15 protein-coding genes and 1 pseudogene are annotated in these 16971 nt (G+C 36.3%); 2 read left to right on the forward strand and 14 right to left on the reverse strand.

The features are described 5' to 3' along the window. From ACQV2Q_RS08000 to ACQV2Q_RS08055, 12 genes and pseudogenes are all read right to left on the reverse strand, one after another. Nucleotides 1–526 (reverse strand): LysM peptidoglycan-binding domain-containing protein (locus ACQV2Q_RS08000; RefSeq protein ID WP_428882439.1); only part of this gene is annotated, 526 nt, incomplete at its 3' end. A gap of 133 nt (nucleotides 527–659) precedes the next feature. Then, a complete protein-coding gene (locus tag ACQV2Q_RS08005; protein ID WP_428874118.1) occupies nucleotides 660–1469 on the reverse strand; it encodes a hypothetical protein in 810 nt (269 codons plus the stop codon). A 4-nt stretch (nucleotides 1470–1473) separates the two neighbouring features. Then, on the reverse strand, nucleotides 1474–1941 hold the full coding sequence (locus ACQV2Q_RS08010) for a GNAT family N-acetyltransferase (RefSeq protein WP_428874117.1): 468 nt from the start codon (nucleotides 1939–1941) through the stop codon (nucleotides 1474–1476). Nucleotides 1942–2052: 111 nt separating this feature from the next. After that, nucleotides 2053–3392: pseudogene (glnA, locus tag ACQV2Q_RS08015) on the reverse strand (type I glutamate--ammonia ligase). 449 nt (nucleotides 3393–3841) lie between these two features. Beyond that, nucleotides 3842–4216, reverse strand: coding sequence for a hypothetical protein (locus ACQV2Q_RS08020; RefSeq protein ID WP_428874115.1), 375 nt, complete (start codon nucleotides 4214–4216; stop codon nucleotides 3842–3844). Nucleotides 4217–4431: 215 nt separating this feature from the next. After that, nucleotides 4432–4707, reverse strand: a complete 276-nt coding sequence (locus ACQV2Q_RS08025) for a hypothetical protein (RefSeq protein ID WP_428882440.1) — start codon at nucleotides 4705–4707, stop codon at nucleotides 4432–4434. 267 nt (nucleotides 4708–4974) lie between these two features. Then, entirely contained in the window at nucleotides 4975–5211 is a 237-nt protein-coding gene (locus ACQV2Q_RS08030) for a hypothetical protein (RefSeq protein WP_428874113.1), read from the reverse strand. Between the two features lie 5 nt (nucleotides 5212–5216). After that, nucleotides 5217–5462 (reverse strand): transporter substrate-binding domain-containing protein, encoded by a 246-nt coding sequence (locus ACQV2Q_RS08035; RefSeq protein WP_428882467.1) that lies wholly within the window; start codon nucleotides 5460–5462, stop codon nucleotides 5217–5219. A gap of 488 nt (nucleotides 5463–5950) precedes the next feature. Beyond that, on the reverse strand, nucleotides 5951–7765 hold the full coding sequence (locus ACQV2Q_RS08040) for an ABC transporter ATP-binding protein (protein WP_428882442.1): 1815 nt from the start codon (nucleotides 7763–7765) through the stop codon (nucleotides 5951–5953). Next, the gene (locus tag ACQV2Q_RS08045; protein WP_428882443.1) at nucleotides 7765–9612 is read right to left on the reverse strand and encodes an ABC transporter ATP-binding protein; all 1848 of its coding nucleotides are present in this window, start codon (nucleotides 9610–9612) and stop codon (nucleotides 7765–7767) included. The genes ACQV2Q_RS08040 and ACQV2Q_RS08045 overlap by 1 nt, the downstream gene beginning before the upstream one ends. 49 nt (nucleotides 9613–9661) lie before the next feature. Next, nucleotides 9662–10390 (reverse strand): sensor histidine kinase, encoded by a 729-nt coding sequence (locus tag ACQV2Q_RS08050; protein WP_428874110.1) that lies wholly within the window; start codon nucleotides 10388–10390, stop codon nucleotides 9662–9664. Next, nucleotides 10383–11111 carry a LytR/AlgR family response regulator transcription factor gene (locus ACQV2Q_RS08055; RefSeq protein ID WP_428874109.1) on the reverse strand — a complete coding sequence of 243 codons (729 nt, stop codon included), beginning with the start codon at nucleotides 11109–11111 and terminating at the stop codon, nucleotides 10383–10385. The genes ACQV2Q_RS08050 and ACQV2Q_RS08055 overlap by 8 nt, the downstream gene beginning before the upstream one ends. A gap of 157 nt (nucleotides 11112–11268) precedes the next feature. Here ACQV2Q_RS08055 and ACQV2Q_RS08060 point away from each other — a divergent pair, with 157 nt between their 5' ends. After that, complete coding sequence (locus tag ACQV2Q_RS08060) at nucleotides 11269–11886, forward strand: hypothetical protein (RefSeq protein WP_428882444.1); 618 nt, start codon at nucleotides 11269–11271, stop codon at nucleotides 11884–11886. Between the two features lie 176 nt (nucleotides 11887–12062). On the opposite strand, the gene ACQV2Q_RS08065 is transcribed toward ACQV2Q_RS08060, so the two are convergent. Both ACQV2Q_RS08065 and ACQV2Q_RS08070 read right to left on the reverse strand, forming a co-directional pair. After that, nucleotides 12063–14063, reverse strand: coding sequence for a hypothetical protein (locus tag ACQV2Q_RS08065; protein WP_428882445.1), 2001 nt, complete (start codon nucleotides 14061–14063; stop codon nucleotides 12063–12065). 2 nt (nucleotides 14064–14065) lie between these two features. Then, the gene (locus tag ACQV2Q_RS08070) at nucleotides 14066–16129 is read right to left on the reverse strand and encodes an efflux RND transporter permease subunit (protein WP_428875268.1); all 2064 of its coding nucleotides are present in this window, start codon (nucleotides 16127–16129) and stop codon (nucleotides 14066–14068) included. Nucleotides 16130–16293: 164 nt separating this feature from the next. Between ACQV2Q_RS08070 and ACQV2Q_RS08075 the strand changes: the two genes are divergently transcribed. Further along, nucleotides 16294–16881: a TetR/AcrR family transcriptional regulator C-terminal domain-containing protein gene (locus ACQV2Q_RS08075; protein ID WP_428874105.1), complete on the forward strand. Its 588-nt coding sequence runs from the start codon at nucleotides 16294–16296 to the stop codon at nucleotides 16879–16881. Nucleotides 16882–16971 lie beyond the last annotated feature (90 nt).

Genomic DNA, 16971 nt, shown 5'->3' on the forward strand with positions numbered 1-16971 from the left:
AAACATTGCCTGGATGAATTAAGTCACTTCTTAGATTATTCCAAGACTTCAATTGCGCAACCGTAATCCCATGCATGTCAGCTATTCTAGCTAACCAATCGCCTGAACGTACGGTGTAAGTTTTTGCATGAGATACAAATACTGCTGGTTGATTAGTAGAAACATTTTGATTAATTGTCGGACTTGTTTCTGTTTTTGTTGTAGGTGTTTCTGTTGTCTCCTCTTTAATATCTACCTGATTTTCTACAACTGAATGAGCATTCTTCACCCATACCTTCAGTACATCTCCTGGATGGATTAGGTTGCTAGTTAAACCATTTAATTCCTTCAACTCATCCATAGTCATTCCATGATTAACCGCGATACGATAAACTCCGTCGCCGGCCTGTACCGTATAACTACCGATTGCATAATTACTTTCTTGGGCATAAACACTTGGTAAGTTATCTATTTGAGTAACTGCTACTGTAGCTAATACTGACATTGAAATAGACAATAGGCTTGTCTTGATTGCTTTGTGTCTCATTATGGATCCTCCTTTATTAATTCGGTTGACTTCACTTACAAAGTATATCATATCATTGTGTAAAAATAATGAATAATACGCATTCGTAATATTTGTAATAAAAAAGCCAGTAAAACTGGCTATAAAAATCTATTTATTCAAAAAGCTTTTGCTCTTTAATTGCATCCTCAAGCGATATGTTTTTTAATTGTTCTAATAAATCACTAAGCGTCTCCTGCGACTCACTGATCTTAGTCAAATCACTTTTTTTAATTTGGTCAGCAAATTCTAATTGATCTACGAATTCCTGATACATATCTTGAATTTTATCACGATTGGCCTCATAAGTTTGCTGGTCTTCAGGCAATGAAGCAAGATTATCAAAATGTTTTTGATACAAACTTTCCATTTGTTTATCCAAGTCTAATGTTTGCTGGTAATAGGCATAATTTTTCCAATGGGTTAATAATTCCTCTTGACTATATTCTTTAGCTTTTACTTTCTCAGGCTCTGTTAAAGAATAATCCGAAACAAACTTGGCAACTTCTTCTGTTAATTGCAATTGTCCCAACTCAAAATCTTGTTCGATTTTAGCCAATCGCTCTTGGTAGTTTCTCAAATAAACTAGGTAAGTTTGATCCACTATACTGTTTAGCTGATTTAAAGCAACCGACATATAACCGGTAAAATTCTCAACTTCCGGGTCTTCTTTCAGCAGGTCCTGATAGACTTCCGTTAAACGGAACTTTCTGTATTTTTCTTTAAAGGCTTCAATTTCATCACTTACTTCCATCTTAGCTTCAAGATAAGCCTGTGGTAAAAATTCAATAATTGCTTGGTCATCTTTTTTTGATACATACTCGCTAGTTACTTCCACTGTTGTTTGGTCATCCTCAGCATCAATAGGATTGACTAGTGGCAATAGCACAACGGTTGCAATTAAACTTAATATCATTTTTTTCATTTTTTCATTCCTTCTCTCCATTATGAAGTTTCTTATTTAACAGTAAATCAATGTGTTCAATATTATCCTCAAGATAAACTGAACTAGTTGGTTGAAAGCCTAAGCCCTTGTAAAAATCGATCAAATAAGTTTGACCGGATAGCTTGATCGAAGGATAATTTTTTTGATTAAATAGAAATTCAATAGCTTTAGTCATTATTTGATAAGATAAGCCTTGATTCCGTTGATCTTCTTTTACCAAAACACGACCAATTGATGCTTCTTCAAAACTCACCCCAGGAGCTAATAATCGACAATAGGCAAATATTTCCCCATTTTCTTCAAGGAATAAATGATCAGCCTCTATATCTAAATAATCAATGTCTAAATAGGGACACTTTTGCTCAACCACAAATACTTGGCACCGTAATTGCAATATTTGATAAAGTTCGTAAGTGCTCAAGTCATTAAATTGTTTTATTTTCCATGTCATTTAAGCCCTCCTATTTTAATGGATGCGCTCTTATTAATTACTTATTGATTTTAACAATAAAATAAGAACTAAGCAATAAAGAATGCTAAGTCCTTATTTTCTCTACCTCTATTAATAGGTCTCAAAATATCGATCCAGTTCCCATTGGGAAACATTTTTTAAATAATCCTCATATTCCAATGTTTTTCTCGAATAAAGTTACTGGCGATATGTTCACCTAAACTTTCCATTATTTCTGGACTGGTCTTCAGTGCATCCACAGCCTCTTTTAAACTAGCTGGGAGCTGATAGATCCCTTTAAGCATACGTTTTTCTTGATCCATTTCATAAATATTTTCACGTACTTCTGCTGGAGGAGTAATTTTCTCCTCAATCCCTTTTAGTCCAGCTGTTAATAGTGAAGCTAAGGCTAAATAAGGATTAGCTGAAGGATCTACACTTCTAACTTCGATACGAGTAGAATTACCACGCGCAGCTGGAATGCGAATTAATGGTGAACGGTTTTGACCAGACCAGGCAATATAAACAGGCGCTTCATAGCCACTGACTAAGCGCTTGTATGAATTAACAGTTGGATTCACAATAGCTGTGTAAGCTGATGCATACTTCATTAAACCACCAATGAAATAATAAGCTGTTTGCGAAAGCCCCTCTTTACCTTCCGGGTCATAAAAAGCATTACCATCTTCTGTAAACAAAGACAGATTAAAGTGCATACCTGAACCTGCCAAACCATAAACCGGTTTTGGCATAAAGGATGCGTGCATATTATGACGATGGGCTACTGAGCGAACAATTAATTTGAAAATTTGAATGTTATCACAAGCTGTTAAAGCATCTGAATATTTCCAATCAATTTCGTGTTGGCCAGGTCCGCATTCATGGTGACTGGCTTCAATCTCAAACCCTAAGTCTTCTAACTCTAAAACAATATCACGACGAGTATTTTCTGCTGAATCAATCGGAGCTAAGTCAAAATAGCCTCCCTTATCATTTAATTCCATGGTGGGATTCCCATTCTCATCATTTTTAAAAAGATAAAATTCTGGTTCTGGCCCCAAGTTGAATGAAGTAAAACCTAGTTTTTGCATTTTAGTAAGCACTCTTTTCAGGTTAGTTCTCGGATCACCTGAGAAGGGCTGACGATGGGCTGTTTCCACATCACAAATTAAAGAAGCAACATTACCGCTTCCTTCTTTCCAATTATAAACTAACCAAGAATCATAATCCGGTACCAAATACATATCACTTTCTTCTATCCGAACAAAACCATCAATGGAGGAACCATCAAAAGTCATATTATTATCAAGAGCTTTTTCGATTTGTGAGACTGGAATTTCTACGTTTTTAATTTTCCCCATAATATCGGTAAACATTAAACGAATGAATTGAACCTTTTGTTCCTTAATATCCTGTAAGATCGCTGCGCGTGTCCATTTGTTTTGTGACATAATTGCCTCCTAAGCTAAGAATAAGCTCATTATAGTCCTCTATTTGGGACTTGTTTCACTTTAATCTAAAGTTTCTTAAGTTGAATTTCCGAACGTTCAGAAATATAAATCCACTTATTTTTCTCCTTTCTATAAGGGGGACTTAAAATAAATGGAGTTATTACTCAAAACTTCTAAAGTATTTGGACTCGGGATAAGAAAAGACATCTTGGAGCTGTCAGAAGTTTGACACTTAGAAATCGCTTATTTTTAATGATCTTTTTAACTTCATACTTAGAGTTACTTTTATCAGCATTATGCTTAATAGGATTGAAACACAGCTCAAGATAATGATTCAATTAGCCTGTTTTTTCGCCTATAAATCATCGATCAGCTGCATAATTGATGCCATTAGATTCTCATTATCTATAAATGGAATAGCAAAATAGTTCCTAAATTACAGGATGATTTTATTTCTTTTTCTCCAGCTTAAAATTTTCAATTAAAAATACGGAGGAAAAATAGAGAATCGGTAGTATAAAATAACTAATTATTTTAAAAGTATTGTCTGAAATATATGATAAAAAAAGAAAACTAATTAGAAGAACAACTTGAAGGAGACCTAACCAGGGTTTACCTGAAATCTCTATATAATCACCCGATTTGACCTCTAGGGGATTGCTTCTCATCCCTAATTGCTTAACAACTATAGTTGAACCTTCTACTACCTCAAGAGTGATTGTCTCATTCGTATGTATTTTCCCAATTGACTTGCCATCCTGATAGACAGTTAGGGGCATTAATCCCCCCATAAAATAAGCATTTCTTGTAATCTTTACCTGCATATTATTCCTCCTCTATTTCGTTTAATTATATCACAAGCTAAAGTAAGTCTTAAAAAGGCGAAAGTATCTTTCATCAAAGATTCATCACAGCATCTCATCAAAGAATGAGAGCATCATCAAAGGAATCATCTTCTCAACTACAGCTCACCCTTCTTCCTTGCGATGAGCCACCATGTCCTTCCTTTTACGGTAGAGTCCGTCTGTCTTCAAAGTTATTAACACATTTGGTGGTAGGATAGGGCCTGTTCAATCGCTTTTAAAGCATGACAATTCATTTCAACAAAACGAGTAGGTTCTTGATAATGATAGGAAGTCCCTTCGTCTCGCAAGGCTTTAAAAGGAGTTAAAAAAGTATTTTCTGCTATCTCTTCTAAAGTCCCACAGCAGCCCGCACTTATAACTTCTTCCACCCCATAAGCAATTAAAAGTTCTAAAATAGCCGTTGCTGCTGCCGCAGCAACAAAGGCTTGGACCAGACATACTGGGATCATTCCAAAAGAGGGGACAGACCTCTGGTTTTTGCTTGGGGCTTGCTTCACAATGACTAATCTTTCCTCTTACATTATTTATAAAGTGGCAGAACACCTTTTTTACTATACGCTTGATTCATTGGGTCTGCAATAGTTTTGTGGAGTTGGTCTAAGGGTTGCATATTTAAATCTTCCTAAACAATATTATTTTCAAGAAGGTACACGTCTTAATATACTAGTTAGATACAATTAAAAACTCAGCCTATAATTAGACTGAGTCGCAATTGATTATAACACCTTATCCAAGAACTCTTTGGTTCTGGCTTTGGCAGGATGTTTAAAAATTAGATTGGTATCGGCATCTTCAATTACATAGCCTTCTTCCACGAAGATCACTCGGTCTGACACTTCGCGGGCAAAGCCTATCTCGTGGGTTACCACCATGGTCATTCCATCATTTGCTAAATTTGGCATAACTTCCAAAATATCGCCCACCATCTTCGAATCTTCTTTCACTGTAAACATCGAGCCTACTTCAAAATAAAGGTCTGAGAAATCAAAGGTCTCTTTTCTTTCATAGTTATACCCATAGCAGCAATCATCCCATCTGCTTGATTACTTTCTAAGGCTTGCAGGCCAGAAGAAGGCATAATTTTATAATCAATCTTGAAGCCGGCTTCATCAGCTATAGCTTCGAGAATTTCAATGTCAATTCCTTTAAGATTACCTTCATCATCGGTAAATTCAAAAGGTGCATAATCAGAAGCAGTTATAATAGAATAAGTTTCTTGGTTGGATGGCTATTTATTTTGAGCATTAACCGTAAATCCACTTATTATTACACTCATTAATAGTGTGGCTAAAACCGGCCACTTTTTATCAGTGGTTGAACAATTTTTTCACATTATTACTTCTTATCCTATAATTACATAGTGAATCTTAATCAGCATCAAAAATTTTACGTTATTATATTATAATACTAAAATGATGATATTGCTTAAAACTCTCTTTATATTAAAAATTTAAGCGACTAGATATTAAAAATAAATTTGCCTTTAACAGGCCAATAAAAATCAACTTCGCTCTGAGCAATGAACGATTTTCAGCTAATAGTGCTTCCTATCCTGTTTGGATGGGTGCAGGGCCTAAACTTTTTAACGCGTTTTCCTTCCATCATTCTGAACAAGAGTTACTTAAGGCAACTATTTAAAACGAAAACTATACAACTACAGACATCTCAAAAACAAGAGATGTCTGTGACTGTTTACTGATAATACTGTGCTTGTGCTTGCCACAACTCCTTGTATTTACCTTCTTGGTGAACCAAGTTTTCATGACTGCCTCTTTGAACAATTCGTCCTCGATCAAAAACGAGAACTTCATCACAAAAGCGGCAAGAAGACAAACGGTGGGAAATATAGAAGGCTGTTTTATCCCTTACAATTTGGGAAAAATTTTGGTAAATTTCAAATTCAGCCACCGGATCTAAGGCTGCCGTCGGCTCGTCTAGAATAAAAACTGGCGCATCTTTATATATGGCACGGGCCATGGCAATTTTTTGAGCCTGCCCACCAGAAACATGGACCCCCTCAGGATCATACTCCGTGCCTAAATATGTTTCAATTCCTCTATCAAGCGTTTCTACAAAATCGTTCAGACCTAGTTCTCTAAGCGCATTATTTACTTGATGGCGATCATAATCTGGTCGAACTGCAATATTTTCTGCCATAGAAAGTCCTAACAACCGGAAATCTTGAAAAACCACGGAGAATAATTGGTAAAATTCTTTTAAAGCGTATTTATCGGCATCAATTTTATTCAATAGAACTTTTCCTTGAGTGGGTTCATAAAGTCGCATCAACACTTTTATGAATGTCGTCTTACCGGATCCATTCTCTCCAACAATCGCATAGTGTTTGCCCACTTCAAACGTTTCAGTAATACCCTGTAAGGTTGCTTGATCAGCACCTGGGAAAGTGAAAGAAAGGTTCTTTACAGTCAATTGGTAATCATTATCCAGTCTTTTTTCAATCGGAAGAGAACCTTTGGCTTCTTCATCAGGTAAATCCATTAATTCATAGTACCTTTGCATGGGAGCTGTTTGGGCAAAAATGTTTAAAAACGCCATGGCTTCAATCAAAGACACCATCAATTGGTTGATCCCTCCAATCATTTGAACAACCAAGCCTACCGATAAATTCCCAGAAATAACACGTACCCCAATTAATAAATAAATAGCTCCGGTGACAAGTTGTGAACCCACATTGTTGATTAAGCGAACTTTACCAAAGCCTCCATAGTACACTCTCTCAAACACCTTATATTCATCCAAATACCTTTGCGTATGCTGTTTAATTTTATCTTGTAAATGATACAGTCTCACTTCTTTCCCAGCTTCTACTTCACTCAGGTTATGAGCCAAATAATTAAAGGCATTATTCGTCTTAAGTAACCAAACGGATAACTCGTCCACTCCTTGCATGGTTTTTTGAGACCAAATTGTCTGAAGCGTGATGACTACTATAATAAGAACAATGAGTATACCATTTAAACTATAAGGATGAAACCAATTGAAAGGATACCCTTTATCCAATTGCCACAAAGGCGTTAAAAGAATAAGGGCAAAAACAATTTGAACGAGAGCTTCCACTAATAAGTAAGTGTTATGATAAATAACTTTGAAACTGGAAGCATTTTGAATTTGATCACGGTTTATTTGGTGGATTTTTTCCTTAATCGTCGCCTCATCCGCATAGTGGAAATTCATGACCAGTAATTTTTCGTTAGGTAAAGCCGTTATTTTACGCAGTATGGCTTGATGTTTTTTGTCGACCATTGGTTTTAACCAATGGACCAGCGCATTTAAAATTAAAAAGAGCACGAGGTATTGAGCAATTAGCTGATAGACGTGGTCGAAATCTTTGGCTGCTAAATGAGTTAGGATTTGAGCAATGTAGATGAAATTTAAGAAAGGAATGGCACTAGAAAAAATACTGATTACTAACTTATAAAGAAGCCCTTGCTTACCGTACTGCCAGATATCTTTAAATGTTCTTAGAAATAATTGGCGCTTGGTCATTAGATTAATCCTCCTTGCTCACTAAGTTCTTCACTCTCAGGCTCTGTGATCTTCTCCCGATAATAATAAGCTTGCGTTTCAAACATATGATAATAAGCGCCCTTTTCTTGCATTAAGTCTTTGTGACTTCCCTCTTCTGCTACTTGCCCCTTATGTAAATATATAATTCGCTCACAAAATTGGGTCGAGGCTAGACGGTGGGATATAAACAGGGCGATCTTCCCTTTCGAAAAGGCTAAATAATTCTGATAGACTTCACTCTCACTAATCGGGTCAAGAGCCGCTGTCGGTTCATCAAGCACTAATATTGGAGCCTTTTTGTATAAAGCTTGCGCTAACTTTAATTTTTGTAATTGTCCACCGGATAACTGCATGCCTTCACTATTTACTTCACGAACAATGGCAGTTTGATCGCCGTGAGGCAAACTGGCCACCACTTTAGCCATACCACTTTGATTGAACACTTGGTGGTAACGAAGCGAATCTTCCTCATATCCTTGAAGAATAGTGTCTTTGATCGTAAACGTAAAAAGATAATTATCTTGAAAAACAGGCGCAAACAGGCGGTAATAATCTTCAATAGCAAATTTACTTCGATCAATGCCATTGATTAATACTTCACCATGATCGGGTTTTAAAAGTCCTAGCATTAATTTAATTAAAGTGGTTTTGCCTGCTCCATTTTCACCCACGATAGCTAGCTTTTCATTAGCATGAATCTTTAAATTGAAGTTGTTAATAATCGGTCGGTTCGCATTCGGATAAGTGTAGGTCACATTACGAAACTCGATTGTTTTAATTTCTTGTGGTATTGCTTCGTGCGGCTGGTGGTTCAAGACGGGTCTCTGGTTAAAATAATAATACAGAGCCATTAACTTTTCATTTTGTAAGAAAAAGGTGGCGCTCGCATTAATAAAGTTGGTTAAACTGCTTGCCATCATGGTTACCAAGCTCGCATAAATCAAAAAGTTTGACGGCTCCATTTGGCCTGCTCGAATCTCTTGCACACTTTGATGATATGCAAGGCCCATCATGATCACTAGCATGCCCATTACATAGAGCCCTTCAATCCGTTTCCATTTATTCTCAGGGCGCACAATCCTTTCATAGTCTGCCCAAAGTTGATCGAAAATGTCCTTAAACCAAGCGCTCATGGAATAGAGTCGAACATCTTTAGCCACTCGTTGATCTCCCATCGTATGATTCAAATAGCTAAACTTCGTATTATTCTTGACATGAAGGGGACGATTAGCCTTTAATAATTTATTTTGGAAATGCTTGATTACCAATAAGCCACTGATCATCACGACCAGTAACAAGAGAAAGATACTAGACAGTTGAGCTAAAACATTGATGTAGATTAAAACGGATAGCAAGGCAATCATCACTTCAGCAGAGTTCGCAATGATACCACCCAATGCTTCCTCACTATGGTCTAAACACCGTGACGCATTATCAAAGAGTTTAGCGGCATCTGACCCGACTAACAGAGGATAATCCAATCTTGCTCTTTCTGCAAAAACATCATTAAACATATGTATGTGAAATGATACTCTATGCTTTTCTATGGTAGTCAATACAAATGTTTTTAAAGCTTCCAAAACAATTAATCCACCGATGACTCCTAACACTTGCTTTGAAAAGGATAAGAGGTCACTTTCTTTCATTAATATAGAAATAAGATGGACCGATACAAATAGTTGATAAAGGGGGGTCATAATTCTTAATACAATATCGAGGAAATAATAAAAGAAAAAACATTGATCAAATTGCCACAAACGAGTGACTAAAAATTTTAAAGTATGGGTGCGGTCTCTCATTGCAATCACCTCTCCTTTTCTTGACAATATTATAGAAGGAAAATGCACCTTCAAAACAGAAAGTGCATCAATGGTTCTAATTTTGACATGAGTGGTCATTTTGCAAAGGCAAGGTAACTTCTGTCGCAAAAACCCCTTCTTCCCATTGTCTATTAACAATGCCTTGATTTTTATTGACTGCCGCATCAATCCGTTTTAATCCAAAGCCTTGCCGGTTGAGCGCTTTTAAAGATAAGAAGTTCTGTCTGGGTCTTTGAGCCATGGAGTTTTGAACGCTGATATAAAAAGTGTTTTTTAAGGGGGCAATGTATAAACGGATAAAGGCCGGCTGCTTATCCTTTGCATGAATGGTTGCTTCAAGTGCATTGTTTAATAAATTCCCTAAAATAACGGCTAAATCCGTCGAATGAATACTTAGATTTTTAGGGGCGATTGCATTGGCATGAACGTCGACTCCCTTTGCTTGAGCCCGAGTCAACTTGGTATTAACCAAGGCATCAATTAAGGTGTTTCCGGTCCGAATAATCGTATCCACTTGATTCATTTCATTCGTCAGTTCTTGCAGATACTGATCCAAGGCTTGATAGTCTTGACTGGTTAAATAGGCTTGAATGACTTGAAGATGGTTGCGGTAATCATGCCGGATACCCCGCATCTGCCGGTAGATTGACTCGACTTCCAGTGCATAGTCATCCAATTCCTTTTGCTGAATTTGATGAAAACGCAAATCCAGTCTTAAACGGTAGATATACCACAGACTCAGCAATAAAACAAAAAGCACTAAACTTACTAACGCTTTAACCATAAAAGGCACTTCCTTTATAATGTTCGATAAAAGCCTTTTGAATTGTCTTAACTGAGCGACGCGAGAGAGGAACCTTTGCACCAGAAGAAAGAATGACTTCTTCTTTCCCAATACTCTCAACATGATTCAAATTAATTAAATAAGAACGATGTGGTGCTACAAACCGTTGGTCTAAGTCCTCTTTAAAACGAGCTAAGGCCCCTGTTATAAAAAGCTCTTGGTCTAATAAAACTAACCGCAACTCACGTTTATTAACCTCAACCAGGATCAAATCATCAAGTTCCAAGACATATTGCTTTCCTATCAGGTCTTCAACAACCAGAAAACGTTCAGATTTCGGTTGAATCAGCAGATATTTAGAAAGCGCTCGCTCTATTGCTGTTGTATTAATCGGCTTTAACAAAAAATCTAGCGCATCTACTTGGTAGCCTTCCACAGCATATTCCGCATAAGCCGTAGCAAAAATAATCTTTAAATAAGGGGCCTTTTCTTTTAATTGATGGGCTAATTCCATGCCATTGATTTCAGCCATTTCAATATCGAGAAAAGCGATTTGCCATTCTTGATGGTCTTCTAAATGAAATAAAAAAGCCTCGGCGGATTCATAACAAGTAATAATCGGCTTGATATGGAGTGTTTGACACGCTGCTTCAATCATCCGCGTCATGTTTTTTCGTTGAATCGCTTCATCCTCTGCTAGGACTATTTGAACAATACGCATAACTACCCTCCGTCGTCATTTTTCTCTTATTATAGCAAATAATTGAAAAAAGATTAAAAACGATTACACATTTAAAAATTAAACAGTAATTGTTTTGATTGAAGCATATCATTCTTATTTTATTAAATATTATGGTTTACTAACTTTGTACGTTACTTTGGCAAAAGAAAGGAATAGTATGTTAAAAGACTTACCAAGACTTTATCAAATTATCTATTATATCAGCTCCATGTCCCTATCAATTATTTTGTTCACGTTAAAAATACTCTATAGTAACTTTGATCAATACAAGCTCAATCATTTTCATGTTATATTGATTGTCCTCGTGGTCCTATTCGTTTTAGGTCTTTTAAGTAGATGGCTCTATGCCCATTTGAAAAAGCAATACGCCCGTAAAGCCTATATTCAGCAAGACCAATATCATATAGAAGACTTTACCAAAGATAAAATCACCGATATCAATGGTCAACCCGTCTCTTTTTTGATTTCCAATGTGACGACGGTCTATATGATTCAGTCATTCACATGGCCTTCTGTATTAGCCTACCTATTTATTCATTTAACTTTATTTACAATGATGATTAAGGGGGAAAGTTTACAACCCAACCCCTTCTTATTACTTTATGGATTGAATATCTACAAAACTAAAAACAATGACTTTCTGTACGATTTTAATCAAACCTTTGCGCATAATGAAATTATGAAGCTATCAAATAATCCTGATTGCCGCTCCTATTTAGTTGGGTCGATTGACTTGAATGCTAAGAAAAAATAGTCTCTCCTATAAAAAAAGTTAGACACTTTAGTCTAACTTCTTTTATAGTTTTAGTATTTTTTAAATTAAATCTTTGTCAAATCGCCTCTTCTCAGTTACCCCTTCAAGCGATTATTCGAACTGTTTTGCTTTTAGGCTACTAATTATTCAACAACTATAAATATTTTATGAATTATTTAATCCTCTTTCTTTTGGAATAAATCTTTTATTTTTTCCCAGACTGAAGGTTGCGATTCTTCTCGCTCGAGTTCTGGCTCTTCTTTGTCTGCTTGTATTTTTTCTGTCTTCAAGACAAACTGCACGGACTTGATTTTTCCATTCTTGCTTGAAGCGTAAGAAATCGGTTGATTGGCATTTCCTGTCAGTTCAGAAAGAGTCGCATCAATTTCTTGCTCTACTTCTTGATCTAAGCCGGCTGTTTTATTCTTAAACTTATTAGAACCTTGCTTTAGTTTGTCGCTGCCCTCATATAAATCATTAGAAGCGTTAACTAATCGATTCAAATTAGCGTCTAATGAAGAACTGCCTTCCACTAATGAGGCGCTGCCCTCACTTAAACTTCTAATACCATTTAAAATAGCTTGATGACTGGACACAAGCTTTCCAAGAGATCCCGTATAATCATCGAGTCCTTGATCAAATTGAGTATATTTAACTGCCAAATCTTCCACACCGCTACTTAATTTAGGTAGTTCAGCTACTAGCTCATCTGAAGTACTAACCATTGCTTGAATGGCTGCGTGAAAGTCTGAATAAGCAGTCGTCAACTCTTGACTACCTGCTTGTAGTTGCATAGTTGAGCTAGAAACTGTCTCTAAATATTGGGCTGTGGCATCAATCATCGCATTGTTAGCCGCAAGTACTTGTTCCAAATTCGCTGCTTGTGTCTGAGCAATGACTTGATCAAGCTGAGCAGCTAGCTCTTCCTTATTCTCAATTTCTGAAGCCCTGATTTGAGAAGCGACACTGGATAAGGATAGGTTTAAATTGTTTACGGCTTGCATTCCATTATTATTGCCTGCTTGCAATTGCTGCATGTCTAAACCATTCTGTCCTAAAGCTGCTGTATATTGCTGGTAGCCTACACTTTGATTCAATTGGGTAATCCCACTATTTAACTCCCCTATTCCGGCTTGGATTTCGATCGATGCTTGATTTAATTGTTGCAGCTTACCTAACTTTTCTGCTAGCAAGCTTAATTGATCATTCGATGCATTGATTAGTGCTTTAAATTGATCCGAACCTTGTCTCAATTCTTCGGAATGACTATCGAGCTCCACTAATCCGGCATGCATTTGCTCAATCCCTTTTTTTAGCGTGACAATTCCGTTATTTACCCTGACAGCTCCTTCTTCTAAACGCTGACTACCACTTGCTAATTGACCAGACCCTTCACTTAATTGCAAAGCTCCATCTTTTAATTCGCCTGCCCCCTCATCTATTTGCTTAACACCACTTTGTAATTCTTCAATTTTTTCAAGCAAGTTGGCATCTTCCAAATCAAATCCCAAATTGATATTGATACCATTAATAGCGATTGGCTCCATTTCAAAATTTTCTACTTTAGCCTTGATTGAAAAATTGGCACCTTGTTTAGGTAAAACAGTATAAGTTAATTGTTTGTTTTTCCCCACATTAGCGATAGTTGCTTCTTCTGCTTGAATAGCTTTTACTTTTTCAGTATCAAAAACTAAAGTAGCCTGAAGACCATAATTATTAAAAAAGAAAGGATCCACTTGTTCATTTTCTTTAATCCTTAATTGTATTTCCAAATCGCCTGATTGACCCACCAAGTCTTGAGCGCTTGCTTCTTGTTGATTAAGTAAATACTTAATCGAAATTGCCCATGGTAGTTGTTGATTATTTAATTTCCCTTCATAATACAGCTTATCTTTACCATTCGTAAAGTCGACCCTTCCCTCCTTTAGCTTCAACTCAGTCTCCGATGTCATATTTCTAACCTCAGTATAGTCACCGTAATCGGTAATATCCCCTTCCTGATCAAAAATATTAACTATATAGGCATCATTAAGGCTTCCGTCATAATTTAACAGTCCATACACAACCTCCTCTTTAGCTAAATTCACTTCCCTTGCCAAAACATTGGGTAAACTGCTGCTTAAAATATTCATAATAACTATTCCACTTACCAATTTATTGATTAATTGAGTCTTCATATTTAGTGTTCCTCCTTCACGAATTTTAAACCATAAGTTAATTTTTCAATCGGCTTGTCAAATAAATAAAGCAAACCAGGTAAAACAAAAAGGACAATTAAAATAGAAAAGACTGATCCCCTAGCTAGCAGCCTTCCTAATTGCATTAAAATACCGTGGGTCGTTATATAACCAAGTAGTGACCCTACTAAAACAATGGCAGATCCGGATGTCATAATTGAAACCGTAACATTAGAAATCGTTTCGATAATGGCTGCTTTTCTCTCAAGCCTTTCACGGTTTTCTAAATATCTTCTTGCCAGCAATATGGCATAATCAACAGTAGCCCCCAATTGAATCGCTCCTACAAGTAAATATGAAAAATAAAAAAGAACCTGATCAGTGAAATAAGGAGTGGCTAAGTTAATCCAAACAGCTGTTTCGATGGATAAAACCAAGATGAATGGAATAATTATTGATTTGAAACTAATGGCTAAAACAATGAATACAGCAGCTGTTGAGATCAAATTGACGCTCAAGTTATCCTTTGTTATGGTATCCATTAGGTCGTAAGTACTCGCACTTTCTCCCGCCAAATGGGCTTGATGAGGGTAGAATTTATCAGCTGCCTCACGTATTTCCTCAACTAAGTTAAAAGATTTTTCTCCTTCATATTCCGAATCAACTGTTAGAATCATTCGACTATAGTTTTCTGATTCTAATAGCTTTAGGGTCTCTGCATCTAAAAACTCTTTAGGGATTTCAGGCCCAACGGTATCTACATAAGAAATGATCTCCTTGACCTCAGGAATTTTTTTCAACTGATTACTCAGAGCGATTTCTTTAGTCTGCTCACCTTTAGGTACAATTAAAACCATCCGATTGGACTGACCAAAGTGTTCCTTGATTTTCGCAGAATCTTGACCCAGTTTTGTCTCTGGTCCAAATATATGTTCAGGGCCGTAATAGTAGTTATTTTCCTTTTGCGCTAAAAAAGAAGGAACTACCAAAATAGCAAAAACAACTACTAATGGAAACATCATTTTAGTAACGCCCTTACCTAATCTTCTAAATTGTGGTAGAAGTGGTTGATGTTTCGTCCTTTCCATTAAACGGTAGGTTTTTATAACCAAGACTGGTAATAAGATAAAAACAGTAAGTAAGCTAATCACAATCCCTTTAGCTAAGGCTATACCTAAATCAGGGCCAATTTTAAATTGCATTAAGGTCAATGCAGCAAAACTAATGCCGGTGGTCAAGCCACTAGAAGCGATCGAACCACGTGATTGACTTAAAGCTTTGACCATCGCTGCCTCAGCTTCCATACCTAGCTGCCGATTTTCTTCAAAACGATGAAGTAAAAAGACCGAATAGTCAAGCGATACTGCTAAGAGCAAAATATTGCCAGCACCGCTGGTTACAAAGGAAATGGTACCAAAAAGCAAGTTTGACCCAGCATTTAAAAGAATTGATACCCCAATCGTTAACAATAAAATAAGGGGCTCAAACCAATAATTGGTCGTAATTAATAAAATAACTAAGACAACTGGAATCGTAACCTTAATGATTTTACCGATTTCTTCAACCGTGGATTCAGCTGCAACTGCCGTGTTAACCGCCGCTCCCTCCAAATATCCCCTATTTCCTATCAAATCGCGCAGAGCATCAACCGCTTTTATTCGCTCTCTTTCATCGATAGTAATTGAATACAATGCATTTTGGTTTTTATAATAAGCCTCAACAAGCTCTTGATCATATTGATCCAATGGTTCCGTTATGTTAACAGTGTCATCTAACCAAAGGACCTCATCCACTCCTTTAATTTGACTAATTTTATCCTTAAATGCTAACGCTTGAGGAATGGTTAGGTTCTCTAGCATTAAACGCGCATTAGGGACTTGACCTTCAAACTCTTCCTCCATCATTGATAAAGCTTGCGTAGAAGGACTGTCTGAAGGAAGATAATCATTCATATCATAGTTCACCTGTACTCTAGGCACACTTAATAGACTTATTACAGATCCAATCATAAAAAAGAACAAGACAAGCTTGTCATGCTGCAATATCTTTCTAAATACTTTTTCCATACTTCCTCCTTAAATAAAAATATTGTCGTTAAATAGGATTGTTAAACGACTACTTTTAGAGTATATTAGAGCTAGATATATTAGACAATGTTCAATATAAGGACAGTTGGCCTATTTTTAGACATTTTATATTATTTGTCCGATTGTTCATTCAAGGAGGAAGTATGAAAAAAGAACGAATTACAACAACAATGACGAAAAGAGCTTTAGCTGATTCTTTAAAGAAACTAATGAATAAAAAAGCCTTAGACAAGATATCGATTCGTGAAATTGTAGAAGACTGTGGCGTCAACCGCAAAACTTTTTATTACCATTTTACTAATATCTACGATTTACTCAACTGGATGTTTGAAGATGAAGCGATTGAACCGATACAAAAATATGACTATTTTACCGAATATGATGAAGTGGTGCGCTTTGCCATGAACTATGTGGAAGAAAATGAACACGTAGTTAGCTCAGCCATCAATGCCTTAGGTAGAGATGAATTGAAAAAATTCTTCTATAATAACTTCATTGAAAATATGCGTAATATTGTCGATGACATTTCAAAAGAGATGGTCATTCCTGAAGATTATAAGGACTTCCTGATTGACTTTTATACCGATTCCTTTGCTTCCCTACTGACTAATTGGACACACAACAAAGATAAAAAAGATAAAGAAAAATATATTGAATACATCTCTATTACCCTCTTTGAAGGAATACGTCCTGATCTTGAACGGACACATGAACACTTTGCTAATCAGTAACTATTAAAAACCCCTGAAGTCAGATTGGACTGATCTCAGGGGTATTAATTGGTGAATCAAACCATTCGGTCTATTTAATTGATTTGAATA

Origin of the sequence: Facklamia sp. P12950, from assembly GCF_050409465.1 — a bacterium.
GTDB lineage: Bacteria > Bacillota > Bacilli > Lactobacillales > Aerococcaceae > Facklamia.

Coding starts and splice junctions, on each gene's coding strand:
- ACQV2Q_RS08010 (WP_428874117.1), bottom strand. CDS start 1,941: ATGACATGGAAAATAAAACAATTTAATGACTTGAGCACTTACGAACTT.
- ACQV2Q_RS08040 (WP_428882442.1), bottom strand. CDS start 7,765: ATGACCAAGCGCCAATTATTTCTAAGAACATTTAAAGATATCTGGCAG.
- ACQV2Q_RS08030 (WP_428874113.1), bottom strand. CDS start 5,211: ATGTTTACAGTGAAAGAAGATTCGAAGATGGTGGGCGATATTTTGGAA.
- ACQV2Q_RS08050 (WP_428874110.1), bottom strand. CDS start 10,390: ATGGTTAAAGCGTTAGTAAGTTTAGTGCTTTTTGTTTTATTGCTGAGT.
- ACQV2Q_RS08025 (WP_428882440.1), bottom strand. CDS start 4,707: ATGATCCCAGTATGTCTGGTCCAAGCCTTTGTTGCTGCGGCAGCAGCA.
- ACQV2Q_RS08020 (WP_428874115.1), bottom strand. CDS start 4,216: ATGCAGGTAAAGATTACAAGAAATGCTTATTTTATGGGGGGATTAATG.
- ACQV2Q_RS08005 (WP_428874118.1), bottom strand. CDS start 1,469: ATGAAAAAAATGATATTAAGTTTAATTGCAACCGTTGTGCTATTGCCA.
- ACQV2Q_RS08065 (WP_428882445.1), bottom strand. CDS start 14,063: ATGAAGACTCAATTAATCAATAAATTGGTAAGTGGAATAGTTATTATG.
- ACQV2Q_RS08075 (WP_428874105.1), top strand. CDS start 16,294: ATGAAAAAAGAACGAATTACAACAACAATGACGAAAAGAGCTTTAGCT.
- ACQV2Q_RS08055 (WP_428874109.1), bottom strand. CDS start 11,111: ATGCGTATTGTTCAAATAGTCCTAGCAGAGGATGAAGCGATTCAACGA.
- ACQV2Q_RS08070 (WP_428875268.1), bottom strand. CDS start 16,129: ATGGAAAAAGTATTTAGAAAGATATTGCAGCATGACAAGCTTGTCTTG.